Here is a 13544-nt window from a genome sequence, read left to right on the forward strand (position 1 = left end):
GATAGATTTTTGAAGTGTTTTTTCATGACTTATTTGTAATCAGGAATATCTTTCAAAAAAACATACCGTTCACTTTCAAAATCCATTTGGCAAAAATAATGTTCCAAACCATTCGTGACCATTAAATATTCGGATTTCAAAGCAAGATTATATCGCGCAATTTGGTCAAAAGTAATTTGGTTGATGGGTATTGAAGGTGCTTTGCATTCAACGATTAAAAACATACTGCCATCATTATTGAAAACCACAACATCATAACGTTTTACGGTATTGTTCAGTTTCAGTTGTTTTTCAACATTTATAAGACTTTTGGGATAGTTTTTTTCTTTCAAAAGAAATTGGACCACGTGCAATCGTACCCATTCTTCGGGAGTGAGTACCACGAATTTTTTTCGGATTTCATCAAAAACCAACGTTTTATTTTCGCTACTTTTGAAGCGAAAGGAATATTCGGGAAAGTTTAGTTTTTGCATACGCAAAGAAACAAATTTCGACTGGAAATACTTTTATAAATCAATATTGAATGTCCTCTCGAGCGCAGTCGAGAGGTCTAAAAATAGTTCTCGACTGCGCTCGAACAGACACAAAATTTTTCAATGCCACTCGACAAAGTAAAATCCATCATCAACGATATTAAAAACGGAAACACAAAACCCATCTATTTTTTGATGGGTGAGGAGCCGTATTATATAGATGGCATTTCAAAATATATTGAAGAAAATGTTTTGTCTGAGGAAGAAAAAGGTTTTAACCAAATGGTACTTTACGGACGTGATGTTACTGTTGAAGATATTATAAGCAACGCCAAACGCTATCCAATGATGGCGGAGAAACAGGTGGTGATAGTGAAAGAGGCGCAGGATCTTTCCCGGACTATTGAAAATTTGGTTTCCTATGCAAACAACCCACAGCCCACAACTATTTTGGTGCTTTGCTATAAATATAAAACCTTAGACAAAAGAAAAAAACTAGCTAAAACAGTTGCCAAAACGGGTGTTCTTTTTGAGAGCAAAAAACTCTATGATAACCAAGTGCCGGAATGGATAAAACGTGTTTTGTCTGGAAAAGGTTATACCATCACGCCAAAAGCAGCACAAATGTTGGTCGAATTTCTTGGGAATGATCTTAGCAAAGTAAACAATGAACTTGAAAAACTTCAATTGATCCTTAAGCCCGGTGATCAGATTACCCCTCAAATTATAGAAGAAAACATTGGCATCAGCAAGGACTTCAATAATTTTGAACTTCAGAATGCCATTGGTGAAAAAGATATCAAAAAGGCGTTTGCCATCATTCAATATTTTTCGCAGAACCCAAAAAATAATCCGCTGGTGATGACGGTTTCACTTTTGTATAGTTTCTTTTCAAAATTGCTGAAATACCACGCACTTACCAATAAAGGTGATGCTGCAAAAGCTTTGGGGGTTCATCCGTTTTTCATAAAAGATTATCAAACCGCCGCGCGAAATTACCCAATGAAAAAAGTGAGTGCCATTATTAGTGCAATCCGTGAGATAGATATGAAAAGCAAAGGTGTGGGCGCCGCCAATCTTCCGCAGGGTGATTTACTAAAGGAATTGTTGGTGAGGATATTTAACTAATTATTTTATATCAACCATCAACTATTTTCTGTCAACCGAATATTTTCCAGAACCTAAAAGTGCAATTGCGGTAAAAGCGATTAGATAAAGAATTGCCATTTCTTTCGTTCCCAAAGGATCTGCAGCGTGAACTACAAAAGCTGCCACGGCCATTGTAATTATAACGGGAATTGCAGCCAACCGGGTTTTAAACCCAATAATTACGAGAAGAGGAAAAAACACTTCGCAAAGAACTGCCAAAACTAAAGTAGCGGGTTCACCAATACCAATTGGGTCTCCAAAAGAAAAATCGCCCGAAATCATTTTTAGAAGTTTGGGAATTCCGTGGGTGAGCATCATTCCGCCGAAGCCAAGACGTAGTAAAAGCATTCCTAAATTGTGGGTTGTAGTATTGTTCATGAAAGTATGTTTTTATAAATCCTCATCGAAAATAACCATTTTTTTTAATATTAACCTTCAATTTACAATAGCGTAAAATTACTACTACAGTTTCTTTATAAACCATATTATTCTTCATTTAAAGTTAAAGTTGATTTAAAATGATTGCTAAAAGCCTGGCCTACTTTAGCAGAAATTTTAAAACAATAAATAATAATGAAACAAATTACATTTTTCGCAATTTTATTTTGTGGCTTCTTTTCATTTGGGCAACAGGCTACCATGTCTGATATTCCCTTTGAAGATGCTCAAAATGCTACTTTGGCAAATACCCTTATCATTACTGAGATTTTCTCTGGCCAAGCAGGAACAGATTTGACTGCAGATTGGTTTGAAATTAAAAATATTGGAACTGACGCTTGGGTTTCTGGAATAGATGGTGATTTATATTACGATGACGATTCTGCCGATCCAACAACTGCTGATATTGTTCAAGGTATTTCTGAAATTCAACCTGGAGGATTTGCAATTGTTTTGATTACTGGTGATGTTAATGACGTTACAATATTTACAGATGTTTGGGGAGAAGTAATTGATCTGACTGGTGTTGAGGTTGGTTATACAGATGGTGCCGGCCTAGGTGGCGGTGGCGATACCGTAACATTATGGGAAGGTGACCCTTTAACAACTTCACCAATAAATTCTGCATCCTATCCAGATACTTCCGTAAACGATGGACAAACTTATGATGTTGAACTTACCGCATTTAGTGTTATAGGTAATGCAAATAACGCAGTGGAAACAATAGCTCTGGGTGGAAGTAATACTGATGTGCCTAATATTGGTTCGCCAGGTAACGGTCCAGCAATTACTGGTTCCTATGAACTTGTTATTACCGAAATTTTCCCTGGTCAAGCAGGAACTGACTTAACAGCAGATTGGTTTGAAATTAAAAATATTGGTACTGCCGCATGGACATTAGGAGTTGATGGTGATTTGTACTATGATGACGAATCTGCAGATCCAACTACAGCAGACCTCATTGAGGGTATTTCTGAAATTCAACCAGGTGGTTTTGCAATCGTATTAATAGGTGATATAACTGATGTTGCAACTTTTGATGGTATTTGGAGCCAAGTAATTGACTTAACTAACGTTGAAGTTGGATTTACAGATGGAGCTGGACTTGGAGCTGGAGGCGATGCTGTAAATCTTTGGGAAGGTGATCCATTAACTACTTCACCAATTGATTCTGCTTCATATCCAGATACTTCTGCGAATGATGGTCAATCTTATGACGTAGAACTTGCAGCTTTTAGTATTGTTGGCAATGCAAATGGCGCTATGGAAACTATTGATTTGGGTGGTGATAATTCAGAGGTTCCAAACATTGGTTCCCCAGGAAATGGTTCTGCTATTTCATTAGTTAGCGTTCAATTTGAAACACCTTATGTTTCCATTTCTGAAGATGGAACTTCAGTAACAATAAACGTTGAAGTTTCCCAAGCCCCAACTGTTGGTGGAACAGTAGATGTAAGTTTAACTACAGGTGGAACAGCTGTGGAAGGAACAGATTTCACATTTGCTACTTCACAAACTTTAACTTTTACCGCAGGAAGCACTTCTTCGCAATCGGTAACGATTCCAATCATTAACAATAGTGAAGATGGAAGTGACTTGTTTTTTGTGCTTTCACTTACAAACGAATCGAATGTGGTTATAGGAACTACAGCTATATTTTCAGTATATATTCTTGATGACGATACTGTAGTGCCTGCAGGCGATGATACAGAACTTGATGTGAATTACCTTGCAAGCTATTTGGTGGATGCTGGTGGAACTGCTGAAATTACTGCTTACGATGCTGCTACACAGCGTCTGTTTGTAACTAATGTAGGAGCAATTGAAGTTTTGGATTTTTCAGATCCTGAAAATATTACTTCATTAGCAACGGTAGATATAACACCTTTTGGAAGCTCAGTACAAAGTGTTTCTGTAAGTAATGGAATTGTTGCGGTGGCTATTTCAGCAAACGATCCACTTGATAATGGCTTTGTTGTGCTTGCTGATACTGATGGAAACAATCCAACCATTTTGGAAGTTGGTTCATTGCCCGATATGCTTACATTTTCTCCTGATGGCACTAAACTTTTGGTTGCTAATGAAGGTCAGCCAAGTGATAATTATACAGTAGATCCAGAAGGTTCTATTTCTGTGATAGAAGTATCTGCAGGTTTGGGTAATATTACACAAGCAGATGTAACTACTTTAAATTTCAATTCTTTTGATTCACAACAAGCAGCATTAATTTCAGCAGGAGTTAGAGTATTTGGCCCAGGAGCAACTGTTTCACAAGATATGGAGCCAGAATACATTGCAGTTTCTGATGATTCACAAATGGCTTATGTTACGCTTCAAGAGAATAATGCTTATGCAATTATTAATCTTTCCACTTTGGAAATCACAGATGTAATCTCCTTCGGAAAAAAAGATCATAGTTTGCCTCGAAACTCTTTGGATACTTCAGATGAAACTGATTTTATTTTTAATGCTTCTTGGCCAATTAAAGGTTTGTATATGCCTGATGCTGTTTCTTATTATTCTGCAAATGGAATTGGTTATATTGTTACAGCAAACGAAGGTGACTCCCGTGATTATTCTGGATACGCCGAAGAAAGAAAACTAAACGATGCCGATTATATACTTGATCCAGCAGTATTTTCAGAAATCGATATTTTGAAATTGGAAGCCAACCTTGGTGATATAAACGTTACTGCTGCTTCTGGTGATGCCGATGGAGACGGACTTTACGAAGAAATTCACGTTTTTGGTGGTCGTTCCTTCAGCATCTTTGAAGCTGAAACTGGAAACTTGGTTTACGACAGCGGAAACGATTTTGAAGTAATTACAGCTGCAGACCCTAATTTGGGAGGTATCTTCAACGCAAGCAATGATAACAATAACTTCAAAAACCGAAGCGATAACAAAGGCCCAGAGCCTGAAGGTATTGTTGTAAAACAAATTGGCGATCAGGCATATGCGTTTATTTTGTTAGAACGTGTTGGTGGAATGATGGTTTATAATGTTACCGACCCTGCAAACCCAATATATCTTCAATATGTGAATAGTAGAGGTACAGTTCCTGGAGATCCTGAAAGTGGCGATTTAGGTCCAGAAGGTGTTGTGTATATTGAACCTGCCGATAGCCCGACAGGAAAGGCTTTGGTAATTCTTTCAAATGAAGTGAGTGCAACCTTAAGTATTTATTCTTTGGATAATGTGTTTCTTTCTGTGAATGATAATGAATTTGCTTCGTATGATACATTCAAAATATATCCAAACCCAGCTGAGGACACTGTGTTTTTTAGCATACCAGACTCATACAGTGTGTTTGATATGATTGGGCGTTTGGTTATTTCAAAAGAAGAAATAGCTTCTCTAAATATTTCTGCACTTAGTACTGGAACTTATATCATAAAAAACTCAAAAGGAATATCTCAAAAGTTGATTGTTAAGTAATTGTTTATTTTTTTAAATGTTGAATTGTTAAGCTTGAAAACCGCTTCTTCAATTAGAAGCGGTTTTTACTTTTTAAACGTATTTTTGTGCTTCAAAGAAATATTGAATGACAAAAATTAAAGCTTGGATTGCTGCCGCGAGATTGCGAACGTTACCACTTTCGGTTTCTGGGATTATTGTTGGGGCATCTTTGGGAAATACAACACTGAACCAACCTTTTGCTGGATCATATAATTCACATATTTGGCAGTCCAGTCTTTTCTGGCTTGCAATATTAGTTACAATCGGCTTTCAAGTGCTTTCAAATTTTGCAAATGATTACGGCGATGGCATACGCGGCACTGATGCCAAAAGAGAAGGAGAAAAACGAATGGTAGCTTCCGGGATTATTTCACCCAAACAGATGAAAATTGGGATGATCATTACTGGAGTCATCACTTTCTTCTTGGCCACAGTTTTAATTTTTATGGCTTTCGGGAATAAAAACCTCATCATTTCCTTTGTTTTTTTCAATCTCGCCATTGTATCCATAATCGCTGCGGTAAAATACACCGTGGGGAAGAAAGCCTACGGTTATTCTGGCTTAGGGGATGTTTTTGTATTTCTATTTTTTGGATTACTTAGCGTTTTGGGAAGCTATTATTTGTTCACTCACAGCCTAAATTGGCAGCTATTGTTACTTGCCACGGCGATTGGCTGTTTCAGTACCGCAGTGCTAAATCTGAACAATATGCGAGATATTGAAAATGACGCTGCTGCTAAAAAACATACTTTGGTTGTAAAACTGGGTAGTGAAAAATCAAAACAGTATCATGCCTTTTTGTTGTTATTCGGAATGTTATGCGCTATTGTTTACACCGCAATAAATTATAGGGAACCACTGCAATTTGTATATCTAATTGCCTTTATCCCTTTTCTTTTAAATATAAAAACTGTTTTCAAAAATAAAACACCTAAGCTGCTGGACAGCGAATTGAAAAAGGTTGCCCTTAGCACCTTTTTGTTTGCAGTCCTGTTTAGTATATTTATATATTAAAAAAAATCTAAAATGAAAATTACATTCTACGGACAAAACTGTCTCGGTATTGAAGTTAAAGGAAAACACATCATAGTAGATCCCTTCATAACCGGAAACGAACTGGCGAAAGACAAAATAGACATCAATACCCTAAAAGCAGACTACATATTACTAACCCACGCACATCAGGACCATACTTTGGATGCCGAAACGATAGCGAAGAACACAGGTGCTATAATTGTTAGTAATTATGAAATTACAAACCATTATGAAGCAAAAGGGATTGAAGTCCATCCAATGAACCATGGCGGAAGCTGGAAGTTCGAATTTGGAAAAGTGAAATTTGTAAATGCCATTCACTCAAGCAGTTTTGCCGATGGGAGTTATGGTGGCCAGCCAGGCGGTTTTGTGATTGAGGGTGAACACAAAAACATTTACATAGCTGGTGATACTGCGTTAACGATGGATATGAAATTAATCCCGTTGCGTACAAAATTAGACTTGGCAGTTCTTCCCATAGGCGACAATTTCACAATGGGAGTTGAAGATGCTCTTATTGCCAGTGATTTTGTGCAATGCGATAAAGTATTGGGCGTCCATTACGATACTTTCGGTTATATTGAAATAGACCACGAAGAAGCAAAACGCAAATTTTACGATGCAAATAAAGATTTAATGCTTCTTGAAATAGGCGAATCAATCGAATTATAAATTAAATGTCTTCCCGAGCGCAGTCGAGGGGTCTTTCTCAATGTTAGAAGCTTCATTCCAAAAACACCTCCTAAACTTTAAACGCCCAAGCGGCACTTCGCGTGGCGTTATGAATTCCAAAGAAACCTATTTTCTTATTCTGAAAACCGAAGAAAGTTTTGGAGTCGGAGAATGCGGGCTTCTTCGCGGGTTGAGTATTGATGACCGATCTGATTACGAAGAAGAATTGGAGGGTGTTTGCGAAAATATTGCTTTGGGCGTAAGCGAAGAAAATTTATACGAAGCCTTGCAGGAATTTCCCTCGTTACAATTTGGCGTTGAAACCGCTTTTAAATCCTTAAACTCAAAAAATCCTTTTGAATTATTTCCTTCAGAATTTACGCGTGGGGAAGAATCAATCCCCATAAACGGTTTGGTTTGGATGGGCGATAAAGCCTTTATGAACGAACAGATTTCAGAAAAACTGAAACAAGGTTTCACTTGTATCAAAATGAAAATTGGTGCCATAGATTTCAAAACCGAACTGGAACTTTTAAAATCAATAAGAAAAGAATTTTCTTCTCAAGAAGTTGAGCTTCGTGTAGATGCCAACGGTGCTTTTTCACCAAAAGAAGCATTAGAGAAATTAAAAGTGCTTTCAGATTTGAAATTACATTCCATAGAACAACCCATAAAACAAGGCCAATGGCAGGAAATGGCAAGACTTTGTGAAGAAACACCGCTTCCCATCGCCTTGGATGAAGAACTCATAGGCATTTTTTTCGAAGAAGAAAAAAGCAAATTACTCAATACCGTAAAACCACAATTTATAATCTTAAAACCTTCATTGATAGGTGGTTTCCGTGGAAGCGATACATGGATAAACATCGCAGAAAAACACAACGCAGGTTGGTGGATTACTTCGGCATTGGAAAGCAATGTGGGTTTGAACGCCATTTCGCAATATACATTCACAAAAAACAGTAAATTGCCGCAAGGTTTGGGCACGGGCAGCCTTTACTCAAATAATATTGACAGTCCGCTGGAGGTTTCAAATGGAACTTTGCATTACAACCCGTCTGCTCACTGGAAGTTTCAATTTTAATTTAGTCTTCGGAACATTTTAAAAGCAAGAAATTCTTTGAGAATCATTAATTTTGGCAGCGTTTTCAAAACACCTTTAAACTAATCCCTATTACCTGTTATGTACATTCAACAAGCTTTTAAATCCCTCCACGAATGGTGGCGCTATCTTGTAGGTTTTATTATAATTTTTCTCGCCAGCCAAATTGGGTCCATTCCACTATTAATGGCTGTAACGTTTAAGGTAATGACCGATGGAGGCGATATAGAATCCATTCAGGATCCAAATGTATTGATGGGGGTTTTGGATTCAAATCTTACACTATTTTTGATGTTACTTAGTTTTGCCGTGGGTTTATTGGCTATTTATTTGGTAGTGCGTTACCTTCATAAACAATCTTTTGTTCAACTTACAACTTCGCGTAGAAAAACCGATTGGGGCCGTGTATTTTTTGGGTTTGGACTTATAACTATCACCACACTTGTTGTAACTGGTTTAGATTATTACAGCAATCCAGAGGATTATGTGCTGCAATTTGATTTGGTTCCCTTTGCTATTCTTGCAGTAATTGCATTAATAATGATTCCGCTGCAGACCAGTTTTGAAGAATACCTTTTTCGGGGTTATTTAATGCAAGGAATTGGTGTTTTGGCAAAAAACAAATGGTTGCCGCTTGTAATTACTTCAGTAGTTTTTGGGGCGCTTCATTTGGCAAACCCAGAGGTTGATAAATTCGGAAATATTATTATGATTTATTACATTGGCACAGGTTTCTTTCTTGGTATTATGACATTGATGGACGAAGGCATGGAACTCTCATTAGGTTTCCACGCTGGAAATAATCTAATTACCGCGTTGTTGGTAACTGCAGATTGGACCGTTTTTAAAACGCATTCGGTCTTGAAAGATATTTCTGAACCTTCTACAGGATTTGATGTTGTTGCTCCAGTATTTATTCTGTATCCTATTTTCTTATTAATAATGGCTTGGCGCTACAAATGGCGCGATTGGGGCGAAAAGCTTTTTGGGAAAGTAGAAGAGCCTATTGTTATAGCAGAAGAAAATACTCCGAACTCAACATATATTGAATAGTGAAATCATTATTACATCCCAAGTTCAAATTAAATGGTGAAGCATTTGAATCAGCTGAAGCGTTAAAGGAACGTGCAAACCATTTTGTTGAAAAAGGGAATGGTGACCAAACTGCCATAGGAAAATTTATTTTGGAATGGCTGGATAACAATGATTTTATAACCGTAAAAACATCCGGTTCCACTGGAATTCCAAAAAATATCAAGCTTCAAAAAGAACACGTTTTTAATAGTGCTGAAGCCACAGTAAATTATTTCGATTTAAAGGAAAATACCAAATCATTGTTATGCCTTCCTGCGGAATATATAGCAGGGAAGATGATGCTCGTGCGTGCAATGACAGTGGGTTGGGATTTATATAGAACTGCACCAGAAAAAAATCCGCTGGCTGATACTGATAATATTTTCGACTTTTCTGCAATGGTTCCGTACCAAGTTTTTCACTCTTTAGCAGATTTGTACAAAGTGAAAAAACTGATTGTTGGTGGAGGGGCTGTTCCATGGAAGTTAGAAGAAGAACTACAGAAATGTGAAACGCACATATTCGCAACTTATGGAATGACTGAAACTATTAGTCATATCGCCGTTCGACCATTAAATGGAAAGGAAAAATCTGCTGTTTTTTCTGCACTTCCAAAAGTGAATTTTTCACAGTCAGAAAATGGTTGTTTACAAATTCACGCTCCCGAAATTTCAGAAGAAACCGTCGCTACCAATGATGTGGTTGAACTAATTTCTCCAACTTCCTTTAAATTTTTGGGAAGGATAGATAATGTGATTAATAGTGGCGGTACAAAAGTGCATCCCGAAGCAGTGGAGGAAAAACTTTCAATTCACATAAACCTGCCTTTCTTTATAACATCGGAAAAAGATGGAGCTTTGGGTGAACGGGTTATTTTGATAATTGAGAGTGAAAAGCAATTAAAAGTTGAAGATTATTCCGAAGCTTTTGGAACGCTTTCGGCTTATGAAAAACCTAAGAAAATATACACTCTGTCCAAATTTATTTATACTGAAACCGGAAAGATAAAGCGGGCTGAGGTTTTGAAGAATTTAAAATAAATTAAAAAACCCTTCCAGCGTTCCAAATGCAGGAAGGGTTTTTAAAGAAATTATTCTTTTATAACACGTAAAACCTTGCTTCCTTTATTGCCCACAGTAACTTTCACAAAATAATTGCCAGCGCTAAAACCAGAAATATCCACTTGCTCTTTATTGCTGGTTCCTTTGGAAGTAAGCAAAGTCTGCCCAAGCACATTCATAATTTCGATTGAAGAAATTGGAGCTTCGGCTTGAATGTTCAGCATATTGTTTGCAGGATTTGGATACAGTACGATTTTTAAAGTATCAAAATCAGTAACACCCAATACATCAACAAATCTCGTGTAAACAGTATTGGTAACAATCGCAGCATTAAAGTCGAAGTAAATGTCTGCTTTATTCGCAACTACATCGTCCAATTGAACAGTGCCAAGCGGTTTCACCTTAAAAGCTACAAATCCTTGGCTGCCCTCGGGATCGGAAGTAGCCGTAGGCAAATTGATATCGTCAAAAATAAAATCAATCGTGGAATTCACCAACTGTGTTTCCATAGCGTGACTGGCATCCAAAACTTTCAGCGTTGTCCAATCCAACTTTTCATCCAGCGCATCCTGAACTCGGACGTTAATGGCACTGGCTGTCCCCATATTCTGAAAACGCACCACATAATGTAAATATTCATCCACATTCTCAATAAGCACTTGATAGCCTTCCAGCACTTGTTTATCATTAGGGTCAAAACTGTTTACCGCTATTTGGTTTAGCTGAAAAACATTATCATCCGGCGCGGCATCGCCACTAATAGGATTTACTCTTGCTATAAATGCCAACACATCCCCTTCTTCAACTATCGGTGGTTGTGCAACATCAAAAATCACTTCAATATTCCGTATTTCAAAAGGGTTTAAATTGCTGTAATCCCAAGAAATGGTATTTCCGTTAACGGAAGTTTCCGCAGGGGTTGCTTCCACAAAAGTTATCAGCGCTCCGTCAAAATCCAGTTCCACGTTTCCACTAAGTTGGGTGGTGCCCACGTTTTCATAAACCAGTTTATAACGTGCCTCAAAACCGGGACGGGCAGCGTTTAATGGCACGAGCGTAACGGCAAGGTCATTGGCTGTGATTGTGGGTGAAATACAAAAATCTGCAATCTCGATTTGGTTAAAACCAACAAACGTATCAACCGCTTGCGCCGGACTTAACGTAAAATAAGGCGAAAGCCCCAAAACAGTTGTGGTATAAGTATTCTCTGCAACGGTAAGATTATAGTCGCCAATGTTTATAGTTGTGGTGGCAAAGTTGTTCGTGCCATCCGTGGTGTTTACAAGCAAATTACCAACGCCGGCATCGCCACCATCGCAGCCGTTATTTTCGTCGTCGTATTTTACGGTTCCTGTAATATGATTTAGGTCACCATTTGCGATGGAGCAATCTTCAACAAAAGTGGTTAAGGGTGGAATATCTGTAAAGTTTGCGGCGGCGTATTGGGCATCTTCTACACAGATAAATTGAAGGTTTGGGTTGTTCAATAATGATAAAGTGGGGCTTGAACAACTTCCTCCGAAAACTTCGTTATTGCCGTTTTTTAGGTTGATATACGTTAAGTTTAAATTATTGATTCCTTCTATCTTACATAAATCAGCATTATTGCTTAAATCGAGTTCTTGAATTAATGTATTAGAAAATTTGATTTCTCGTAATAACAAATTCGAAGAAACATCAATATTTGAGATAGGATTGTTTGAAATATGCAACATTGATAAATTAGAATTATTTAAAAGATCAATACTTGCAATATCATTATTATTAGCCCATAAAGTAAGAAGATTTGTAATTGAAGTAACGTCTAAAAATTCAATCCGGTTATCATAGCATGATAAAATTGATATATTTGGATGCTGGCTCACATTTAAAACGGATATGAAGTTTCTATGGCAAGCCAAATATTCCAATGAAGTATTTTGACTAACGTCTAAATTACTAAGTTGGGCTTCATAACAATACAGGAGATTGAGATTAGGACATTGAGTTACATTTAAAGAAACCAAAGGATTTTTTTCGCAACTCAACTGCAATAAGTTTATATTTTGTGAAAAATCCAATTGTGTTAATTGATTATTAAAACATGTTAGTTGTTCAAGAAGAATATTTTCTGAGAGGTCAAGTCCTGTGATTAAATTATTGGCACAACTTAAAGTTATTAAATCTACAATTTGTGAAACATCTAATTCTGTCAATTGATTACCCCCACAAAACAATGCTTGTAATCCAACAAAAGCTTCAATCCCTGTAAGCCCCTGTATATCTTTATTTTGAACATCTAATAAAGTTACAACCTCCGCCTCACTAACCTGTATCTCCCCATCGCCATTGGTATCTATAACAGGGTTATGGTTCAACAAAGCATTTTTAAAATTGGCATCGGGTATGTTTACTATCTGCGCACTGGCAAAAAATGAGGTAAGTAGGGTTAGGGTGAGTAGTAGGTGTTTCATTTTTTTAGTTTTGGGTTATGAGTTATGAGTTATGAGTTTATTGTTTGGGGTTTATTGCTAAACCCTTCGGCTGCGCTCAGGGTGACAAATCAATTTCTGTTAACTGCAACTGGATACTGTCACTAAAAACTGATTTGCAATATATAAAATTTTGTTAAAACTAAACGGTTGGTTTAGAAAAAATACCGTTTAGTCCAACAAGCAAACTCTACAGTAATTGCTAAGCGTGTGTGTTCCCCGCCCTGAAAGAGAGGGGTGGCCCGCCGCGGCGGGTCGGGGTGGGTACACGTGGTAAAACTAAAAGATCAAACCCCTTCCGTCCCCGACAGAAAAAGTCGGGGCCACCTTCCCCTTAAAGAAAAACCGAACTTTTTGATTTTAAATTTACATAAGGGAAAGAAGCGCATATTTAAGACATTGCGTAAAAAAGTAACAATATTACTTTCGCAATATTCGCTATCTTTGGGTAAAACGTTTTTGTTATGACCACAATAAGAATTTTTCTTCCCCAGCTCTAAAGGGAGAAAAAATTCTTAACCGCAGCAAGAACTAAGAAAATCCTTACCCTTTAGGGTTAGGGAAAGAGGATTTTCGAAATTAGAAGATTAACTCTTAAAAAATAAATTC

Annotated in this window: 10 protein-coding genes; 7 read left to right on the top strand and 3 right to left on the bottom strand. The window is 37.3% G+C overall.

All coding sequences use genetic code 11. The annotated features are described in order from the left end of the window. Nucleotides 1-29: 29 nt before the first annotated feature. Nucleotides 30-473: a type I restriction enzyme HsdR N-terminal domain-containing protein gene (locus ESU54_RS14770; protein ID WP_111845021.1), complete on the bottom strand. Its 444-nt coding sequence runs from the start codon at nucleotides 471-473 to the stop codon at nucleotides 30-32. A 123-nt stretch (nucleotides 474-596) separates the two neighbouring features. Here ESU54_RS14770 and holA point away from each other — a divergent pair, with 123 nt between their 5' ends. Beyond that, nucleotides 597-1601 carry a DNA polymerase III subunit delta gene (holA, locus tag ESU54_RS14775; protein ID WP_111845022.1) on the top strand — a complete coding sequence of 335 codons (1005 nt, stop codon included), beginning with the start codon at nucleotides 597-599 and terminating at the stop codon, nucleotides 1599-1601. Nucleotides 1602-1622: 21 nt separating this feature from the next. On the opposite strand, the gene ESU54_RS14780 is transcribed toward holA, so the two are convergent. Beyond that, the gene (locus ESU54_RS14780; RefSeq protein WP_111845023.1) at nucleotides 1623-2000 is read right to left on the bottom strand and encodes a DoxX family protein; all 378 of its coding nucleotides are present in this window, start codon (nucleotides 1998-2000) and stop codon (nucleotides 1623-1625) included. A gap of 195 nt (nucleotides 2001-2195) precedes the next feature. Between ESU54_RS14780 and ESU54_RS14785 the strand changes: the two genes are divergently transcribed. The 6 genes from ESU54_RS14785 (at nucleotide 2196) to ESU54_RS14810 (ending at nucleotide 10443) form a co-directional block, all read left to right on the top strand. Further along, nucleotides 2196-5498 carry a choice-of-anchor I family protein gene (locus ESU54_RS14785; protein WP_111845024.1) on the top strand — a complete coding sequence of 1101 codons (3303 nt, stop codon included), beginning with the start codon at nucleotides 2196-2198 and terminating at the stop codon, nucleotides 5496-5498. A 106-nt stretch (nucleotides 5499-5604) separates the two neighbouring features. After that, nucleotides 5605-6534 carry a 1,4-dihydroxy-2-naphthoate octaprenyltransferase gene (menA, locus tag ESU54_RS14790; RefSeq protein ID WP_111845025.1) on the top strand — a complete coding sequence of 310 codons (930 nt, stop codon included), beginning with the start codon at nucleotides 5605-5607 and terminating at the stop codon, nucleotides 6532-6534. Between the two features lie 12 nt (nucleotides 6535-6546). Then, nucleotides 6547-7227, top strand: a complete 681-nt coding sequence (locus ESU54_RS14795) for a metal-dependent hydrolase (RefSeq protein WP_111845026.1) — start codon at nucleotides 6547-6549, stop codon at nucleotides 7225-7227. Nucleotides 7228-7267: 40 nt separating this feature from the next. After that, nucleotides 7268-8311 (top strand): o-succinylbenzoate synthase, encoded by a 1044-nt coding sequence (locus ESU54_RS14800; RefSeq protein ID WP_111845027.1) that lies wholly within the window; start codon nucleotides 7268-7270, stop codon nucleotides 8309-8311. Between the two features lie 99 nt (nucleotides 8312-8410). Further along, nucleotides 8411-9382, top strand: coding sequence for a CPBP family intramembrane glutamic endopeptidase (locus ESU54_RS14805; RefSeq protein ID WP_111845028.1), 972 nt, complete (start codon nucleotides 8411-8413; stop codon nucleotides 9380-9382). Continuing rightward, nucleotides 9382-10443 (top strand): AMP-binding protein, encoded by a 1062-nt coding sequence (locus ESU54_RS14810; RefSeq protein ID WP_235004600.1) that lies wholly within the window; start codon nucleotides 9382-9384, stop codon nucleotides 10441-10443. The genes ESU54_RS14805 and ESU54_RS14810 overlap by 1 nt, the downstream gene beginning before the upstream one ends. 50 nt (nucleotides 10444-10493) lie before the next feature. On the opposite strand, the gene ESU54_RS14815 is transcribed toward ESU54_RS14810, so the two are convergent. Further along, nucleotides 10494-12917 (bottom strand): T9SS type A sorting domain-containing protein, encoded by a 2424-nt coding sequence (locus ESU54_RS14815; RefSeq protein WP_111845030.1) that lies wholly within the window; start codon nucleotides 12915-12917, stop codon nucleotides 10494-10496. Nucleotides 12918-13544 lie beyond the last annotated feature (627 nt).

Origin of the sequence: Aequorivita antarctica, from assembly GCF_007997155.1 — a bacterium.
In the GTDB taxonomy this organism is placed as follows: Bacteria; Bacteroidota; Bacteroidia; order Flavobacteriales; family Flavobacteriaceae; genus Aequorivita; species Aequorivita antarctica.

Bases quoted from the DNA above. Each gene is read 5' to 3' on its own strand.
- ESU54_RS14805 (WP_111845028.1), top strand. From the start codon at position 8,411: ATGTACATTCAACAAGCTTTTAAATCCCTCCACGAATGGTGGCGCTAT.
- ESU54_RS14780 (WP_111845023.1), bottom strand. From the start codon at position 2,000: ATGAACAATACTACAACCCACAATTTAGGAATGCTTTTACTACGTCTT.
- ESU54_RS14795 (WP_111845026.1), top strand. From the start codon at position 6,547: ATGAAAATTACATTCTACGGACAAAACTGTCTCGGTATTGAAGTTAAA.
- menA (WP_111845025.1), top strand. From the start codon at position 5,605: ATGACAAAAATTAAAGCTTGGATTGCTGCCGCGAGATTGCGAACGTTA.
- ESU54_RS14770 (WP_111845021.1), bottom strand. From the start codon at position 473: ATGCAAAAACTAAACTTTCCCGAATATTCCTTTCGCTTCAAAAGTAGC.
- ESU54_RS14800 (WP_111845027.1), top strand. From the start codon at position 7,268: ATGTTAGAAGCTTCATTCCAAAAACACCTCCTAAACTTTAAACGCCCA.
- holA (WP_111845022.1), top strand. From the start codon at position 597: ATGCCACTCGACAAAGTAAAATCCATCATCAACGATATTAAAAACGGA.
- ESU54_RS14815 (WP_111845030.1), bottom strand. From the start codon at position 12,917: ATGAAACACCTACTACTCACCCTAACCCTACTTACCTCATTTTTTGCC.
- ESU54_RS14785 (WP_111845024.1), top strand. From the start codon at position 2,196: ATGAAACAAATTACATTTTTCGCAATTTTATTTTGTGGCTTCTTTTCA.